11 protein-coding genes and 1 pseudogene are annotated in these 17,426 nt (G+C 68.5%); 2 read left to right on the plus strand and 10 right to left on the minus strand.

Going from position 1 to position 17,426, the window contains the following annotated elements; translation table 11 throughout:
• Window positions 1–32 precede the first annotated feature (32 nt).
• Window positions 33–2,123, plus strand: a complete 2,091-nt coding sequence (locus GQS65_RS17665) for an alpha-amylase family glycosyl hydrolase (RefSeq protein WP_158205949.1) — start codon at window positions 33–35, stop codon at window positions 2,121–2,123.
• 81 nt (window positions 2,124–2,204) lie between these two features.
• On the opposite strand, the gene GQS65_RS17670 is transcribed toward GQS65_RS17665, so the two are convergent.
• The 8 genes from GQS65_RS17670 to GQS65_RS17705 all read right to left on the minus strand — a co-directional run bounded on the left by GQS65_RS17670 (window position 2,205) and on the right by GQS65_RS17705 (window position 12,136).
• Window positions 2,205–2,861 (minus strand): helix-turn-helix domain-containing protein, encoded by a 657-nt coding sequence (locus GQS65_RS17670; protein ID WP_158205950.1) that lies wholly within the window; start codon window positions 2,859–2,861, stop codon window positions 2,205–2,207.
• Between the two features lie 110 nt (window positions 2,862–2,971).
• Window positions 2,972–4,066: a LeuA family protein gene (locus GQS65_RS17675; RefSeq protein ID WP_158205951.1), complete on the minus strand. Its 1,095-nt coding sequence runs from the start codon at window positions 4,064–4,066 to the stop codon at window positions 2,972–2,974.
• Entirely contained in the window at window positions 4,067–5,284 is a 1,218-nt protein-coding gene (locus GQS65_RS17680) for a CaiB/BaiF CoA transferase family protein (protein ID WP_158205952.1), read from the minus strand. It abuts the gene before it with no gap.
• Between the two features lie 270 nt (window positions 5,285–5,554).
• Window positions 5,555–6,313, minus strand: coding sequence for a DUF4396 domain-containing protein (locus tag GQS65_RS17685; protein WP_158205953.1), 759 nt, complete (start codon window positions 6,311–6,313; stop codon window positions 5,555–5,557).
• A 339-nt stretch (window positions 6,314–6,652) separates the two neighbouring features.
• Complete coding sequence (locus tag GQS65_RS17690; protein ID WP_158205954.1) at window positions 6,653–7,291, minus strand: isochorismatase family protein; 639 nt, start codon at window positions 7,289–7,291, stop codon at window positions 6,653–6,655.
• Between the two features lie 89 nt (window positions 7,292–7,380).
• The gene (locus GQS65_RS17695) at window positions 7,381–9,231 is read right to left on the minus strand and encodes a hydantoinase B/oxoprolinase family protein (RefSeq protein ID WP_158205955.1); all 1,851 of its coding nucleotides are present in this window, start codon (window positions 9,229–9,231) and stop codon (window positions 7,381–7,383) included.
• Complete coding sequence (locus GQS65_RS17700) at window positions 9,228–11,291, minus strand: hydantoinase/oxoprolinase family protein (protein WP_158205956.1); 2,064 nt, start codon at window positions 11,289–11,291, stop codon at window positions 9,228–9,230. The genes GQS65_RS17695 and GQS65_RS17700 overlap by 4 nt, the downstream gene beginning before the upstream one ends.
• A gap of 440 nt (window positions 11,292–11,731) precedes the next feature.
• A complete protein-coding gene (locus GQS65_RS17705; protein ID WP_158205957.1) occupies window positions 11,732–12,136 on the minus strand; it encodes a DoxX family protein in 405 nt (134 codons plus the stop codon).
• 107 nt (window positions 12,137–12,243) lie between these two features.
• Here GQS65_RS17705 and GQS65_RS17710 point away from each other — a divergent pair, with 107 nt between their 5' ends.
• Window positions 12,244–13,989, plus strand: coding sequence for an alkaline phosphatase D family protein (locus tag GQS65_RS17710; RefSeq protein ID WP_158205958.1), 1,746 nt, complete (start codon window positions 12,244–12,246; stop codon window positions 13,987–13,989).
• A 249-nt stretch (window positions 13,990–14,238) separates the two neighbouring features.
• Here GQS65_RS17710 and GQS65_RS17715 read toward each other — a convergent pair whose 3' ends face one another.
• Together GQS65_RS17715 and GQS65_RS17720 are read right to left on the minus strand one after the other, a co-directional pair.
• Window positions 14,239–14,490 carry a hypothetical protein gene (locus GQS65_RS17715; RefSeq protein ID WP_158205959.1) on the minus strand — a complete coding sequence of 84 codons (252 nt, stop codon included), beginning with the start codon at window positions 14,488–14,490 and terminating at the stop codon, window positions 14,239–14,241.
• Window positions 14,491–14,625: 135 nt separating this feature from the next.
• Window positions 14,626–17,311: pseudogene (locus GQS65_RS17720) on the minus strand (heavy metal translocating P-type ATPase).
• Window positions 17,312–17,426 lie beyond the last annotated feature (115 nt).

Raw genomic sequence — 17,426 nt, forward strand, 5'->3', positions numbered from 1 at the left:
TTTATCGACGCTCCGTGCGCCGGTTCGAGCACATGCACCACCCCGGACCACCACGGTTCACGACCGTCGGGAAGTCGGTCGAACTCGCCCCCCGGAACCCGCCCGAGGACGCCGGCGACGCGTTTCGCTGGCGACTGACCGTCGCGCCCGAGAGCAGCGACGTACTGCTCGACGCGGGACCGGTCGCCCACCTCGCGCCGGACGTCCCCGGCACGTACCGCGTCGAACTCGACGCGCCCGACGGCACCCACCGCCAGACCATCCGCGCGTTCCCGGACGACCGCCGGGACGTCCGATTCCGCGTCGACGAGGACGACGTCGAGGGCGACGTGAGCGGTGTCGAACGCTGTTCGGTCATCGCGGCGTTCAACGACTTCACCACGGGCGTCCTCTTCGCCGAGCGTGAGGGCGAGGGCTGGGCCGTCGACGTCGCCCTCCCGCCGGGCGACCACGACGCCATCTTCACCTTCGACGACGGCTGGGAGCACTGGGCGAGCGACGGCGTCACCGTCGAGGGACCGGGCCGACCGCGACTCGCGCTCGACGGGCACGTGGAGGACGGCAGCGTCGTCGTGGCGGCCGACGCCGCGGCCGCGCCGAACGGCGACGACCCGAGCGTCGAGTTCCACCTCGACGACCGGGACGGCCTGACCGACGACGCGGTCGAAATCGCGGACGACGAACTGCGCGTCCCGCTCGCGGCGCTCCCCGACGACGAGACGGTCCGCGTCCACGCCGTCCCGGTCGCCGAGCGCCACGGGGTGGCGGACACCGTCGAACTGCGGCGGGTGGGCGACGACGTCCACGTCGCCGTTCCGGGGTCCCCACCGGAGTGGACGCGCGACGCGACGATGTACCAGATATTCGTCCGGTCGTTCTGCGGCGACACGCTGGAGACGACGTTCGCCGAACTCGAACGACGGGTGGCGTACGTCGAGTCGCTCGGCGTCGACACCGTGTGGCTGACGCCCGTCCTCGCCTCGCCGACGACCCACGGCTACCACATCACGGACCTGTTCGACACCGCCGCCGATCTCGGGACGCGTGCCGAGTTCGAGTCGCTCGTCGACCGGTTCCACGAGGCCGGCATCCGCGTGGTGTTCGACCTCGTGGTCAACCACACCTCGCGGGACCACCCCGCCTTCCAACTGCACCGCGCGGGAGTCGAGGAGTACGCCGACCACTACGAGCGTGTTCCCCGCGAAGCGGACACGACGGGCGTCGACTGGGCCGGCGAGGACGCCCCGGGCGTCTACTTCAACTGGGCACGCATCCCGAACGTGAACTACGACTCGCTGGCGGTCCGGCGGTGGATGCTCGACGTCGTCGACGAGTGGGCCCCCGTCGTCGACGGCTTCCGCTGTGACGTCGCGTGGGGCGTCCCCCACGGCTTCTGGAAGGAGGTCCGCGAGCGCGTGAAAGCCCACGACGACGAGTTCCTCCTGCTCGACGAGACGGTACCCCGCGACGTCGCGTTCGCGGAGAACGAGTTCGACGCCCACTACGACACGGACCTCTACGACGCGCTCAGAGACGTCGGGACCGGCGAGGCGTCGGCCGACGCCGTCCTCGACGCGGTCGGTGACGCCGAGCGGTACGGCTTCCCCGACGACGCCGCCCACATGCGCTACGTCGAGAACCACGACGAGGAGCGCTACGCCAGCGAGTGCGAGACGGGGACGCTCAGACCCGCGGCCGCCGCGACGTTCACCCTGCCCGGCGTCCCGATGATATACTACGGGCAGGAACGCGGCGTCCCCGAACAGCGTGGCCCGATGCGCTGGCACGACGGCGACGCCGACCTGACCGACTACCACCGCCGACTCGTCGCACTCCGCGACGCGTTCCCCGTGCTCCGCGAGGGGACCGTCGAACCGGTCGACGTCGACGTGCTGGAGGGAGCGACCGAGCGTGTCGTCGCCTACGCACGGACGGACGAGGACGCCACCGGAGACTCCTCGGACGACCTCCTCGTCGTGTTGAACTTCGCGGACGAACCGGTCCGCGTCGCCGTCGACGGTGGGGCGACCGACCTGCTCGCCGACGAGGACTTCTCGGACGACGGGGACTCCTCGGACGACGGGCCACTGGTTGTCGAAGATGCCGCCGTGGTGCGCTACTGAGCGCACTCGAACCGCATCGAACAGGCAGTTCGGCGGACGCCGTGCCGGCAGGCGTTCGGCGGACGCCACGAACCTGCCCGACTACGAGGTGCCGGCCGGGTCGGTGAAGCCGGTGCGGTCGGTGCGGGGCTCCGTGTCGTCGAGTGCCGCAGTGATGAGTTTCGACTCGGCCTTCCGGAGGTGTTCGAGCAGCGTCGCGCGACTGATGTCGAGTTCGGCGGCCAGTTGCTCGCTGTTGATGCGTCGGGGCCACTCGAAGTAGCCCAGTTCCAAGGCGACGGAGACCACCTCCCGCTGGCGGCCGGTGAGCTGGTGGGACGGTTCGTCGAACCGGGTTATCTTCCCGAGAGTCACCGCCCCGACCTGTCGGAACTCGTCGATCATCGCCCTGAGGTCCTCACGCCGGAACAGGAGGACGGTGTAGACCCGGTGGGTCGGCGTGATGTGGTTGCGGCGTCTGAGGATGCCGTGGTTCTGTTCGACCGCCGCGTACGCGCCACACGAGCGTTTCGTGACGAGGAACCGTCCAGACTCGAGTTCCTCGACGCGCTCGACCTGGTCGGCGGTTTCGAGGAACGCGACGTGCTCCGGTCGAGCGTCGTCGAGTTCGAGCACGAACGTCACGAGGTGGTCGTGGTGCTCCTCGATGGCGATGTCGAACGTCGCGTCGAATCGGTCGGCGAGACCGTGCAGGACGCAGTACTTCTCCTGCTGGAGATGGATTTCTGCTTGGAACATCACCGGGTGTCTCTTCCCGACAGTCGACGGTGAGACGGATTAAGCGTTTAGTAGCGATTCGGATGAGTCGACGGGTCGTGTCACTCGTCGGTTACGACCGGACGTGCTCGCTACTCCTCACCGAACCGCTCCGTGGCGAGAGCGAGTGCCCCGTCGAGGCCGAGGGGGCCGCGGTCGGCCAGCGCCTCCCGGTAGGCGGTGACCCGTTCCTCGCTCGTCGAGACGCCGGCGCGTTCGAGGAGTTTTCGTGCGCCGCTCTCGCCGGTGCCCGCGCCGAAGACGAGGTGGCGTTCCCCACCGAAGCGGTCGGGCGCGTACGGCTCCATCGTCGCCGGGTCGGTGAGCATCGCGGTCGTGTGAATCGAGGACTCGTGTTCGCCGACCGTCCGGCCGAGGACGGCCTTCCGGTCGTCCCACGACTCGCCGAGCGTCTCCAGGACGGTCCGACAGGTCGGAACGAGGTCGGCCGTCTCGACGCCCAGGTCGTCGTCGTGGTCGACCGCACAGGCGACGACGACCTCCTCCAGGGGGCTGTTTCCGGCGCGTTCGCCCAGTCCGGCGACGCTCACGTCGACCTTCCCGACGCCCGCTTCGTACGCCGCCAGCGCGTTGGCCGTCGCACAGCCCAGGTCGTCGTGGAAGTGGACGCCCACACCGCCGAGGTCGAGGTCCGTCGACAGCACGTCGAGGTAGTCGCGGACGCTCGCCGGTGTCCGTGCCCCGACGGTGTCCGCGAGCGTGAGGGACGGCACGTCGGCGATGGTCTCGGCCACCTCGAGGACGTGTGCTTGCTCGGTACGGAAGGCGTCGGCGAGCGTGACGTGGACCGTCGCCCCCCGGTCGTGAGCGTAGTCGACCGCCGAGGCGAGCATGTCGAGCATCTCCTCGCGGGCCATCCCGAGGAGGTGGTCGAGGTGGCGCTCGGACACCGAGACGAACAGTTCGACCACCTCGACCTCGGTGTCGACGACGGCGTCGACGTCCTCCTCCAGCGCGCGTGCTAACCCGACGACGTCCGCGTCGGTCGTCCCCGCGAGTTCCGAGAGCACCTGCTGGTCCTTCTCGCCGGTCGCCGGGAACCCCGGCTGGAGGAAGTCGAGGCCGAGTCCGTCGAGTGCCCGTGCACACTCGACTTTCTGCTCGGCGGTGAACTCGCGTCCGGGGAGTTGGTCGCCCTCCCGCAGCGTGACGTCCGAGAGGCGCATCTAGATGACCTCGTCGGCTTCGAGCGTCGCTATCTCCGCCGCCGAGAGACCGAGTTCGCTCCCGTAGACCTCCACGTTGTGTTCGCCGTGCTGTGGCCCGAGGAACTCCACCGCGCCGGGCGTCCGCGAGAACTTCGGGACCGGCGCGAACGTCCTGATGGGTCCCACGTCGGGGTCGTCCACCTCGACGAACGAGTCGCGGGCCTGGAACTGCTCGTCGGCGAAGATGTCGGCCATGTCGTAGACGGGGCCGACGATGGCGTCGTGTGATTCGAGGACGTCGATGGCCGCCTCGGTGGTGCGCTCGCGGGTCCAGGCCTCGATCTCCGCGTCGAGCGCCTCGACGTGCTCGACGCGCGTCGAGTTGTCCGCGAACCGCGGGTCGTCGACGAGTTCGGGCTTCCCGATGGCCTCGGCGACCCGTTCGAAGATCTTCTGGTTCGACGCGGACATCGTCATGTAGCCGTCCGCGGTCTCGTAGATGTTGCGCGGGGCGGTGTTGGGGTGGCGATTCCCCGTCCGCTCGTGGGTGTGGCCCATCCGGTCGTAGGCTTCGACCTCGCCGAAGAACAGTCGCCACAGCGGTTCGGTCAGCGAGACGTCGATGACCTGCCCCTCGCCGCTCCCGCCACGGCCGACATCACGCTCGAAGACGGCCATCAGCGTCGACTGGAGGGCGAACTGCGCGGCGGTGAGGTCCGCGAGGCTGATAGGCGGGAGGAGGGGTTCGCTGTCGGGGAAGCCGTTGGCGTGTGCCCACCCGGAGATGCCCTCGGCGACGGTCCCGAAGCCCGGTTTCTCTGACTTCGGACCGGTCTGGCCGTACCCCGACAGGCGGACCATGATGGCGCGTTCGTTCACCTCGTGGACGTCCTCGGGGCCGAGACCCCAGCGTTCCATCGTCCCCGGTCGGAAGTTCTCGAACACCACGTCGGCGTCCTCGACGAGGTCGAGGGCGAGGTCACGGCCACGGTCGGCCCCCAGGTCCAGCGTGATACAGCGTTTGTTCCGACCCAGTGACTTCCAGGCGAGGGACTCGCCGTCCTCGGTCTTCCGTGGCCACTCCCGGATGGGGTCGCCCACCTTCGGGTGTTCGACCATCACCACGTCCGCGCCGAAGTCACCGAGCATCGTCGTTGCGAACGCCCCGCTGATCATTCCCGACATGTCGATGACACGGAGACCGTCGAGCGGTCCCTGCCGTTCTCGTGCGGTCATTGTGCGTTGCTACCAACTCACCCCCGTGTCGAAAAACCGTTGCACCAACCTGAGTAGGCTATTTATAAGTCCGACGGCCGGTCGGTCGTCCAGACGGGGGAGCGATCAGACGCGAGTTCCGGACCGAGACACCCGGCGGTAGCGGCCACACCGAGCGTCGAGAGGACGGCCCGTCGCTCCACGAGTCACTCCTCGCGTGTGGACCGTCCCGACCTGTCGTTCCTCGTGACCCTCGTGGGAGCATCACCCCGTCCGTGTCGGGGGGTGCTCTCAATCCGTCGTCGCCCGCCCGTCGCCGTGGCCGTTCGACGGGGAGGCGTCGCCCATCTCGGCGGGGTTCTTCATCCCCTCTTTGACACCGGCGTAGACGAGGGCGACGTTGACGGGGAACGCCGCGAGAAAGCCCAGCGAGAGCGAGAACGCCAGTGACGCCCAGAACAGCACGTCGCCGACGTGGGCCTGCGAGGCGAGCAGGAGGTCCGTCGAGATGGCGACGACCTCCATCACCGTGATAGAGGGGGTCTCGCTGTAGAGTGCGTCCTTGATCGCCTCCCAGAACACGACGCCCTCCTGTAACAGTGGGCCGACGGTGAGCGCGTAGCCGAACGTGTAGGCGAACCCGAAGGTGATGGCGGCGACCCACCCGACGGCGAGTCCGAGTATCGCCTGCGCGAGCAGGATACCGACGACTTCCCCCGCTCCACAGCCGGAGTAGCAGTGCGCCGTCGAGCGGAGGCCGCGCCGCCACAGCGAGTCGCGGGTGATCTGGGTCCGGCCGGCGAACCAGTAGATAGCGAGCCCGAACGGCCCGGAGTACAGCACGACGAGCGACCAGACGCCCTTCATCGTCGACGGCAACGCCTGGTTGCGCTGGCGGAGGTCCCAGAGGAGGCCCCCGAGGGAGAACAGAACGACGACTCCCCAGACGACCAGCAGTGTGGGTTCGGACAGAACCGGCTTCAGGACCTGCCGTACCGGCTCGAACGCCCGTTCGACCTGCGTGAAGAGTGAACTGAGTTGCGTGGTCATCGTGAATCGAACACCGTGGGTCGCGGAGTCTCGACTCCGTCCCGGTGTGGGGCTTCGGGCGGGCCACTCTCCACCGTTGTGGACGAGATTCGAAACCGAACGACGCGTCGAACCTTCGAAAGTCGGAGGCGGTGTCGGCGGTAGACGCGACGATGAAGGGACGAAATCGGTCGATACTCCTCGAAAGCGACGACAGAGGTAGCGACTCGGTGGACTCCGAGAGCGAAGCTCCGGTTTCGATTCGAAGGGGCCTTCGGTGGGTTGTGAAGGTGGACTGTCGACGAGTGACGTGGCGGTCGAAGAGGCGAGGAGGCGAGGAGCCGAATCGAGAGACGACCGTCAGTCGAACCGCTCGGCGAGTGCTGTGACGACGGTGTCGACGTCCACGACGTCGCCGTACTTCGCGTCGATGTCGAACAGGTTCGCACGGTGGGGCCCCTCCGCCCGGTCCCCGACGGCGTCGGCCGGGACGACGGTCCGATACCCGTGCTGGAGGCTGTCGACCGCCGTCGCCCGGACACAGCCGCTCGTCGTCACGCCCGCGAGGACGAGCGTGTCGACACCGTTGGTCGTCAGCTCCGTCGCCAGGTCCGTCCCGAAGAAGGCGCTGGCGTACTTCTTGAGGACGACTCGCTCGCCGTCTTCGGGGGCGACCCGGTCGTCCACGCGGACGCGGTCGGTCCCGACCCGGAGTTCGCGCAGCGCGGGCACCTTCTCGACGAACACCCCCGCGTCGCCGTACGACGCCTCGTACGCGACGGTCGTGAAGTACCGCGGCAGGTCGTGTTCGCGGAACGCGGCGAGGAGTCGCGCCGTCCGGTCGAGGACGCCCTCGACGTCCGACCCGAGGTTCGACTCGGGGTCGGTGAACGCCTCGATGAGGTCGATGACGACCAGCGCGGGTCGGTCGCCGAAGCCGACCCGCTCGGCGAACTCGCGGTCCGCGTAGAACGCTTCGACGTCGTCGGTCCAGTCCATAGCTGTGGGTGCGTGTGGGGGAGTGATAGGTCGTACCGTCGACGTGGGCGGCGACGAGGAGGCCGGAGTCACGCCGACTCCCGACCGTTTCAGCGCCTTTCGAACGCGCGACGCTCCTCGGCGATGCGCTCGGCCAACTCCTCGTCGTCCGGGAGCGGGCCGTAGTCGAACTCCGAGAGCGCCTCGCGCTCGTCTCGCATCGTCGCCCGCCGGTCGTCGGTCGCCGCCTCGTCGACCGACCCGTCGGCCGCGAGGACGACGCCGTACGATTCGGTCGCGGCCGGCTCCGAGACGAGTCCACGTCGGACTTCGCGGGCGACCACCTCGGGGGCACGAGTCAGCGGGTCACCGAGTCCGCCGCCACCCGCCGTCCGGAAGACGAGTCTGTCGCCCGCGGAGACGGGTTCGTTCTCGACCTTCGAGGGGAGGTCCTCCTCCGTGCCGTCGGTGCGAATCAGCGTCTTCTCGCTCCGTTCGCCGTGGGTGCCGCCGTCGACGCCCCACGGGTAGGTGTGGGCGCGGTCGTCCTGGAACGTTATCGCGCCGTCCTCCTCGAACGTGAACACCTTCGTGATGCCGTGGCCGCCGCGAAACTCGCCGGGGCCGCCCGTGTCGGCGCGGGTGCTGTACTCCTCGATACTGAGCGGGTAGTACGCCTCCTGGTACTCCGCCGGGACGGTCCGGAAGAGCGGCCACCACGAGTGACCGTCGAGGCCGTCGCCACCGGGACGGGCCGGGATGCCGCCGTAGAGAATCTCCAGCATCTGGAACTGGTTGCCCTCCGAGTCGGTACCCGCGTAGACGAGGTTCGGCGAGGTGCCGTAGCTCCCGGCGACCGAGAACTGGTCGATGAGCTTCGAGAACGTCGCCTGCAGCACGTCGAACTGCCGGGCCATCATCGGCAGGCGGTTGCCCAGCGCGGCGGGGTACTCCGGCTGGACGACCGTCCCCTCCGGCAGTGTCACCTCGAACAGGTCGTAGTAGCCGTCGTTGAAGGTGAGCAGGGGGTCGAACGCCATGATGAGGAACACCCCGGTGAACATCTTGAACATCTTCTCGTTCAGGAGGAAGTTGACCGTCCCCGGCACCTGCGCGTCGGTGCCCGTCCAGTCGAGGTGGACGGTGTCGCCCTCCCGGTAGATTTCGAGGTGGAGTTTGATGGGGCCGTTACCCATCCCGTCGTCGTCGACGTAGTCCTCGAACGTGTAGCGCTCGCCCTCGGGGACGAACTCCCGGATGAGGTCGACCATCCCGTCGCGCGTCCGGTCGAGGATGGCGTCACAGCTCTCCAGATACGTCTCCGTCCCGAAGCGCTCACAGAGTTCCTGGACGCGCTCCTCGGCGACGGCCGTCCCCGCCGCGAGCGCCTTGATGTCGGCCTCGGCGTGGTCGGGCAGTCGCGTGTTGTGCGCGAACGATGCCAGCAGTTCCTCGTCGAGTTCGCCGGCCTTGTAGAGTTTGACGGGCGGGAGTCGGATACCCTCCTCGAAGACGGTGGTCGCCTGGACGGGCATGCTGCCGGGGGTCTTCCCGCCGACGTCCATCAGGTTGCCCCACTGACTGCCGAAGCCGACACGCTCGCCCTCGTAGAAGATGGGGCGCAACAGCAGCATGTCGGGAGTGTGGGAGACCGCTCCGGCACAGGAGTACGGGTCGTTGGTGGCGACGACGTCGCCCTCCTCCAGGTCGTCCCAGTCGAACGGGGAGTTCTCGATGATGGTGTCGATAGCCGACCCGAACTGCCCCATCACCATCCGTCCGTGGCGGTCGGCGATGAGCGGGAACTGGTCCGATTGCTCGCGGATGACCGGCGAGATGGCCGTCGTCTCCAAGACGCGGTCCATCTCGTAGCGGGTGTTCTCTAGCGTGCTCTCGACGATGTCGAGCGTGGTCGGGTCGACGTCGTGGTCGCCGACGAAGTCGGGGGGTTGGGTGCTCATTGGTCCTCCTCGCGGGTGATTTCGATGTTCGCGTAGCGGTCGACGGTCGCACGGTGGTCCGGTTGGACGACCACCGTCGAGTCGTCCTCGACGACGATGGCCGGCCCGGAGAGTTCGTTGCCTGGCGTCAACCGTGAGCGGTCGTAGATGGGTGTCTCGTGGTACTCGCCGTCGAAGTAGACGTCGTGGTGGCCGGTGACCGCCCCGCTGGCGTCGGCGTCCCCGAGGTCCCGTGCTTCGAGTTCGACGCCCTGGACCGCTCCCTTGCCGACGACCCGGAGGTTGGCGATTTCGAGCGGCGCGTCGAGCGAGAAGCCGAACTGGCGGTCGTGGCGCGTCTCGAAGTCGTCTTTTATCTCGGCGAGGCCGGTGTCCGCACGCAGGGCGTCGATGTCGACCGGGATGGACATCTGGATGTCCTGTCGGTAGTACCGGCAGTCGGCGAAGTACTCGAAGCTGTGGTCGGCCTCGGCGACGCCCTCGCTGTCGAGCCACGCGGTCGCCTCGTCGCGGATGGTCGCCAGTTCGTCGGCGACGTCCGCACCCGAGACGTCCCGGTCGGTCTGGAGGTACGTCTCGGAGAACTCGTTCTGGATGTCCGACGTGAGGAAGCCAAAGGCCGACATCACGCCCGGTCCGGGCGGGATTATCAACGGGTAGGCGTCCATCACGTCGACCAGCGCGTTGGCGTGCATCGGCCCCGCACCGCCGAACGCGACCAGACCGAACTCGCGGGGGTCGTAGCCGCGTTCGACCGAGACGACACGCAGCGCGCTGTACATGTTCTCGTTGACGATGTCGAGGATGGCCTGTGCCGCCTCCTCGACGGACGTGCCGCGGTCCTCGGCGATACCGGCGACGGCGTCGCGGGCGGCTTCACGGTCCAGTTCCATACGCCCCCCGAGTTGGACCGACGGGGGGATGCGTCCGAGGACGACGTTCGCGTCCGTCACCGTCGGCTCTTCGCCGCCCTGTCCGTAGCAGGCCGGGCCGGGGTCCGCACCGGCGCTCTCGGGACCGACCTGCAACGACCCGCTCAACTGGACGCGGGCGATGGAGCCACCGCCCGCGCCGACCGTGTTCACGTCGACGGCCCGCGATTTGAACTCCCGGTAGCCGACCTTCGTCTGACGGGTCGTCCCCGGTTTGCCGTCCTCGACGAGCGAGACGTCCGTCGAGGTGCCGCCCATGTCGAGGGTCAGCACGTCCGGGACGCCCTTCAGTTGCGCGATAGTGGCCGCGCCGACGACGCCGCCGCTCGGCCCCGAGAGCGCGAGTTCGACCGGCCGTTGCGTGGCGGCCCTCGGACTCATCAGCCCCCCGTCCGAGCGGACGACGTTCATCGTCGCCGACGAGCCGGCGTCGGAGAGCGACGCGTCGAGGTCGTCGAGGTAGCGAATCACCTGCGGACGGGCGTAGTCGTTGATGACCGTCGTCAGCGTCCGCTCGTACTCGCCGTACTCCGGAACGATCTCCGAGGAGATGCTCACCGGGAGCTCAGGCGCTTCCTCGGCGACGATGTCCCGGACCTGCTGTTCGTGGGCCGGGTTGAGATACGAGTTGAGCAGGGCGACGGTCAGCGACTCGACACCCGCTTCCTGGAGTTCGCGGACCGCCTCGCGCACGCCCTCCTCGTCGAGCGGGGTCGTCTCCTCGCCGTCGGGCGAACTGATGCGCCCGGCGACGCCCCGCGTGTCCACGAGGTCCGCCAGCGGGTCGGGTTTCTCCATCCCCATCCACCCGTACAGCGGGCCGGGGGTCCACGCACGCGCGAGGTGGAGGACGTCCTCGTGGCCCGCGCTGGTGAGCAGGCCGACGCGTGCGCCCGTCTCTTCGAGCAGCATGTTGGTCACGACGGTCGTTCCGTGGAAGAGGAGACCGAGGTCCGCCACGCTCGTTCCCGCCTTCTCGACGGCCGACTCGATTCCCTCTACGACGCCGTGTGACGGGTTCTCCGGCGTCGAGAGCACCTTGTCGATGGTCAGTTCGTTCGTCGCTTCGTCGAATACGATGACGTCGGTGAACGTCCCACCCACGTCGACGCCGAGATTGTGTGTCATACGGTATCGTATATGACATCGCTCTGTCGCTCTCAGGGTAAGCGTTCTCCCAACCCGAGTTGGGGGTTCTTATACTGCTCCTCGGACGCGTCGTGCTCCTCGGCCGGGAAGAGCGGCGGAAGGTGGTGGGGGAGTGGGGGGGAGCGTACTCGGCCGAATCGGCCGCCACGTGCCTCTGACTGTGCCGTCGACCGGCAGTGGTCGTTACTCGCTGTACCGTAAATCGGTGGTGCCTACCCCTGTTGGCCGATCAAGTCACTCCGGCCTCGACGTGTGACGACCGTCGCAGTGAGCGTGGTCGTCGGTCGAGGGGCGAAACCGGTGGCTCCGCCGTTCACGAGCCGTGAACCGAACGAGAGAACCACGGGCGACCGGACGGGAGCGACACGACCCGCGAGGAGGTGACCGGGGCCGAGCGTCGCGGCCGGTCGGAGCGACGGTCACTCCTCGCGGGCGAACGCCTCCCGGAGGAAGACGAGCGCACCGCCGAGCATCGCCAGGTTCCCCCAGAACGCCAGTCGTTCGCCGTCGCGGGAGTCCTCGTCCGCGTTCCAGAAGTCGTGCATCGTCAGCGTGACGACGGTCAGGAAGGTGACGACGGCACCGGTCGCCACTCTGGGCGCTCGCCAGAGCGCCAGCGCGACGCCGCTGACGAGCATCATCCCCGACGCGAACGGGGCGGCGAGTTCCGGCATCGGGACGCCAGCGGATTCGGCGTACTCGACGTTGTCCTCCATGTCTCGGAAGTCCTCGGAGGCCTGTAGCGCGAGCCCGAGGCCGAGCAACACCCGGCCGAGCCGTGACAGCGAGCGACGGCCGTCGCCCGCGTCTCCATCGGATACCATACCACAGCGCAGTCGTGCCAGCGACAAAACGCTTCGCGCCGAATCGAGCGTCGACGTCACGAGCGCCAACCGCAATCGGGATACGGGCCGCCGGTGAACCGCCTTCAATGGTCGGTGAAGCCGAGTCGGACGGCGTCGACGCCGCGGACGACCACGCACAGCTCCTCTCCGAGTTGGACGCACACGACCTCGCGTTCGCGATGGACGTCGTCGAGGTGAGCGACACGGCGGCCTTCTCGGCCGCCGAGGACGCCGACCCGGACGAGACGTTCCCACAGTCCGTCGCCAGCGGCGGCCCGACGCCCTCCGGCGTCATCCTCTGGACGCGACTCTCGCCGGACGCCTTCGACTCCGACAGCCCGCTCGCCGTCCGGGTCGCAACCGACCCCGACTTCGAGGACGTCGTCTTCGACGGCGTCGTGACCGACGGCGACCGTATCCGCGCTCACGACTACACGGTGAAGGTCGACCTCGACGGCCACCTCGACGCCGGTCGGACCTACCACTACCAGTTCGTCTACGATGGCACCGCCTCGCGGAGCGGACGCTGTCGCACCCTGCCTCACCCCGAGGACGCCCCGGAGTCGGTCAGCTTCGCCGTGCTCGCCTGTCAGAACTACCTCAACGGCTACTACGGCGCGTTCCACCACGTCGCCGAGGAGGACGTCGACTTCCTCGTCCACGTCGGTGATTTCATCTACGAGTCCGACGCGGGCGACTTCAAGGGACTGGGGTCGTACGACTACGAGGGCCGGACGCTGGACCTACCGAGCGGCCACAGTCGGGTCGACGACCTCGACGACTACCGGTACCTCCACCGCGTCTACCGCGAGGACGGCTTCCTCCAGGCGGCCCTGGAGCGCCACACGCTCATCGCGGGCTGGGACGACCACGAACTCGTCAACGACGTCTACTGGGACTACACGACCGACGCGCCGAACGGCGACCACCCCCGAAGCGACGACCCGGAGTACATGACCGAACTCATCGCCGACGCGATGCACGCGTGGTGGGAGTACATCCCCGCCCGCGTCTCGTACGACCCGAACGGTGAGGCGCTCCAGGAGCGGTTTCAGCTCTGGCGCTCGTTCGAGTTCGGCGACCTCGTGACGCTGGCGATGACCGACGAACGCCTGTTCCGCGACCCGCCACGCGAGGCCATCCCGACGCCCGACAACGTCGGCCCGCAGTACGAACCGCCGGGTCGGACGATGCTCGGCGACGAACAGCGCGAGTGGCTGGTCGACACCGTCACCGGGTCGGAGACGACGTGGACCGTCTGGGCCGACGAGGTGCTGACGGTGCCGTTCCGACTCGGCTCCGGCCCGCTGTCGGTCTACCCCGTCCAGGGTGGCTGGGACGGCTACACGCGCGAACGACAGCAGATTACCGAGGCCATCGGCGCGGCCGACGTCGACAACTTCGTGACGCTCACCGGCGACATGCACTGTTACGTCGCCGCCTACCAGCAGACCTCCTACCCCGGCCGCGTCTCCGGCGGCGAGGGGGTCGCACAGGGCGAGCGCATCGGCGTCGAGTTCATGACGCCCGCCGTCACCTCGCTCAACGCCGCCGAAGCGCTCCACATCACGCGCGGGTGGCGTGGCCGACTCACCGAGTCGCTGCTCACCAGACTGGTCACCGGGATGAACCCCCACATCGAGTTCTTCGACAGCCACGGCTGGGGCTACTCGGTCGTCGAGTTCACTCGTGAGGACTGCACCTACGTCGGCTACGCCGTCGACAAGACGGTCAACTCGCCGCTCGCCGACCGGTCGGTCGTCACCGCCTACCGCGTCCCCGAAGGGGACGTCGAACTCGAAGACGTCACCTCGTCGTACCGCGGCGAGTGAAGCGCTCTCCGACCGACCCACCGGGCCGCGTGACGGGGCGAGGCGAGCGCTACCGAAGCGGACGACCACCCGCACCGCAGCCACCTCAGCTAACGTAGCCGACTGAGGTGCGGTCGGCTCCCCGCGGTGGACGGGCGTCCGAGAACAGCGTGTCGAGACGGCACTCGGGACGGGGTCGGAGAGGAACGTGAGACGTTGCAGGCCGCCTTACGGCGGGGAGGGATGGTCGGCGGGGGGGGGCGTACCGCGTCACCGGCGCGACGGGAGTTTCGCCTCGACGGCGACGCCCTGTCCACGGGACACGACAGACGTCCCTACGGGGAGCATGCCCGACGCCACGGGGACGAGTTTGAGGCTCCGACCGCTCGGCGTCTTCACCCACTCGGTCCCGTTCTCGTCGTCCCAGCAGTACGGCGTCCACGACCCGTCCTCGAACCGTTCCCAGATCTGCGTCTCGCTCACGTACTCCCCCGTCGAACAGCGATAGATTGCTTCGTTCATCGATACCTCTCCCGGAAAGGACGTCGACCAGGAGCGACTACTTGCCCGTTGAGAGGACAACGTGGACTACCCCCCGTCGAAGAATCAATCCGTTCGCTGACACTCCGAGCCGGAGGTGCGACCGGCCGTCGGCGGTCACTCGTCGGGGGTGAGGTCGGGGGTGACCGACGAGAGGCGCATCGCGTTGCCGGTGACCCCGACGGTCATCCCCGCGTCACCGAACAGGACGGCGGCCCAGATGGGGAGGCCGAACGGGACGGCCACCGCGAGGGCGGCCTTCGCGGCGAGACTGGTCCAGACGTTCTGTCGGATGACACCGTTGGCGCGGTGGGAGAGGTCGTAGAGGTAGGGGAGTCGGGAGAGGTCGTCGGCCATCAGCGCGATGTCCGCCGTCTCCAGGGCGGTGTCGGTGCCGGCCGCACCCATCGCCACACCCACGTCGGCGGTGGCCAGTGCGGGTGCGTCGTTGATGCCGTCGCCGACCATCGCCACCGTGCCGTACTCGCGCCGAAGCGCCTCGACGGCGGTCACCTTGTCCTCGGGGAGCAGTTCCGCACGCACGTCGTCGACGCCGACCTGCTCGGCGATGGCGTTCGCGGTCCGTTCGTTGTCGCCGGTGAGCATCACGACGTGCTCGACGCCCAGTTCGTGGAGCCGCTCGACCATCGCGGCGGCGTCGGGACGGACCTCGTCGGCGACGGCGATGACACCCTCCAGTTCGGCGTCCGTACCGCCGGACTCCGTCCGGTCTCCGGTCGAGGGCCGCCCGGTGCGGCCGACGAGGACGACGGTCTTCCCCTCGGACTGGAGGCTCGGGACGGTGTCCTCCAGGAGGTCGAGGCAGTCGTTGCGCTCACAGAGCTGCTGGGTCGTCGTCGTGACCTGCCCGCCCTCCGTCGTCGCGTGGACGTGCGAGAGGTCGAAGCCCAGTTCCTCGAACAGTCCCGGCTTCCCCGCGACGTGGGGCGTCCCGTCGAGGGCCGCACGGACGCCCTTCCCGGTGAGGCTCTCGAAGTCGGCGACGTCGCGGTCACCGACCTCCCGACCGTCCGCCTGCGCGACGATGGCCTCGCCGATGGGGTGCTCCGAGCGCCGCTCCAGCCCGCCGGCACACCGGAGTACGTCCGCCTCGCTGTTCCCGTTGAGCGGAATCACGTCGGTGACGACGAGTTCACCCTTCGTCAGCGTCCCCGTCTTGTCCAGCGCGATGGCGTCGACTTCGCCCATCGCCTCCAGGTGGTCGCCGCCCTTGACGAGCACGCCGTTCTTGGCGGCGCTGGTGATGCCGGAGACGACGGAGACGGGCGTCGAGATGACGAACGCACACGGGCAGGCGAGGACGACGAGCGTCAGCCCGCGGACGAACCAGACGGTCCAACTCCCACCGAACGCCAGCGGCGGGACGACCATCGCCAGGAGTGCGACGCTCACGACGACGGGCGTGTAGTAGTCCGCGAACCGCTCGACGAACTGCTCGCGGTCGGTCTTGTTCGACTGGGCGTCCTCGACCATCGAGACGACGCGGGCGATGGTGTTCTCGCTGGCCGTCGCCGTCACCTCGATTTCGAGGTAGCCCCCCTCGTTGACCGTCCCGGCGTACACCTCGTCGCCGAGCGTCTTGTCGACGGGGACCGACTCCCCGGTGATGGGTGCCTGATTGACCGCGCTCTCGCCCTCGATCACCTCGCCGTCCATCGGTATCTTCTCACCGGGACGGACGACGACCACCTCGCCGACGTCGACCTCCTCGACGGGGACCGTCGTCTCCGTCCCCCCCCCTGCGGACCGTCGCCTCGTCGGGCGAGAGGTCCATCAACTCCCGGAGGGAGTCGCGGGTCCTGTCCATCGAGTGACGTTCGAGGAGTTCGGCGACGCTGAACAGAACGGCGAGCGTCGCGGCCTCGAAGTAGAGCGCCGCCCCGAAGCCGACGGACGCCACCAGCGCCCCGACGATGGCCCCACTCATCAGCAGGTCGATATCCAGGTTCAGGTTGCGTGCGGAGTAGTAGCCGTTCCGCAGGATGGTCTGCCCACCGACGGCGACGCCGACCAGGAACAGGACGTCCGCGGCCAGCAGTTCGCTCCCGAGGACGCTCGCCACCTCGACGTTCGAACCCCGCAGGACGAACTCGAACAGCAGTCCGACGACGACGACGACGCCGCTGACCCACGTCTTCACCGCGCGGGTGCTCCGCCAGACGCTCCCGGCGTCCGGGGACGCGTGAGCGTGACCGCGTCCGTCCTCGTCGGCGTTCGCTGTGGCGTTCTTCACCTCGTATCCGGCCCCTTCGATGGCGTCGACGACCTGCCGACGCGAGACGCGGCGCTCGTCGAACGTCACCCGGACGGTCCCGCTCGTCGGTCGGGTCTCGCAGTCGTCGACCCCGGCGACGCTCCCCAGTGCGTTCTCGACCTTCCCTGCACAGGACGCACAGTCCATGTCGGGAACGTCGAACGTCACCTCGCACGGGCCGTTCGACCCCTCGACCCGGTAGCCCGCACGCTCGACACGCTCGCCGATGGCGGCGGCGTCGGTCCGCCGGGCGTCGTACGCCACACGTAACCGGCCGCTCGTCACCCGCGGGTCGACACGGTCGATGCCCTCCAGACGCCGGACGCTCGACTCCACCTTGCTCGCACACGACGCACAGTCCATCTCCGGAACGTCGAGTTCGACGGTGGCGGAGGTCCGGGATCCCGTCTCCGACGCACGGTCCGTCTCGGACCGCCCACCGTCGGTGACCGGCCGGCCACCGCCGTCGGACCCTGCGGCCGCTGGGTCGTTCCGACCGCCGGCGGACTCGTCGCACTGCTCGGACATACTCGACGGTAGTCGGTGCGGGGTTATCAACTCGGCTGTTACGAACCGGCGTTCGATGTGGTGATTTTCACAATTCATCGGCTCTAGTTTAACAACAGCCGTCGGGGACTCCGCC

The sequence above is a fragment of the Halomarina oriensis genome, assembly GCF_009791395.1.
Lineage (GTDB): Archaea > Halobacteriota > Halobacteria > Halobacteriales > Haloarculaceae > Halomarina > Halomarina oriensis.

What these genes read in the sequence shown, in the direction of transcription:
- GQS65_RS17670 (WP_158205950.1), bottom strand. Translation starts at nt 2,861, where the DNA reads ATGTTCCAAGCAGAAATCCATCTCCAGCAGGAGAAGTACTGCGTCCTG.
- GQS65_RS17715 (WP_158205959.1), bottom strand. Translation starts at nt 14,490, where the DNA reads ATGAACGAAGCAATCTATCGCTGTTCGACGGGGGAGTACGTGAGCGAG.
- GQS65_RS17705 (WP_158205957.1), bottom strand. Translation starts at nt 12,136, where the DNA reads ATGGTATCCGATGGAGACGCGGGCGACGGCCGTCGCTCGCTGTCACGG.
- GQS65_RS17710 (WP_158205958.1), top strand. Translation starts at nt 12,244, where the DNA reads ATGGTCGGTGAAGCCGAGTCGGACGGCGTCGACGCCGCGGACGACCAC.
- GQS65_RS17680 (WP_158205952.1), bottom strand. Translation starts at nt 5,284, where the DNA reads ATGACCGCACGAGAACGGCAGGGACCGCTCGACGGTCTCCGTGTCATC.
- GQS65_RS17665 (WP_158205949.1), top strand. Translation starts at nt 33, where the DNA reads ATGCACCACCCCGGACCACCACGGTTCACGACCGTCGGGAAGTCGGTC.
- GQS65_RS17690 (WP_158205954.1), bottom strand. Translation starts at nt 7,291, where the DNA reads ATGGACTGGACCGACGACGTCGAAGCGTTCTACGCGGACCGCGAGTTC.
- GQS65_RS17700 (WP_158205956.1), bottom strand. Translation starts at nt 11,291, where the DNA reads ATGACACACAATCTCGGCGTCGACGTGGGTGGGACGTTCACCGACGTC.
- GQS65_RS17695 (WP_158205955.1), bottom strand. Translation starts at nt 9,231, where the DNA reads ATGAGCACCCAACCCCCCGACTTCGTCGGCGACCACGACGTCGACCCG.
- GQS65_RS17675 (WP_158205951.1), bottom strand. Translation starts at nt 4,066, where the DNA reads ATGCGCCTCTCGGACGTCACGCTGCGGGAGGGCGACCAACTCCCCGGA.
- GQS65_RS17685 (WP_158205953.1), bottom strand. Translation starts at nt 6,313, where the DNA reads ATGACCACGCAACTCAGTTCACTCTTCACGCAGGTCGAACGGGCGTTC.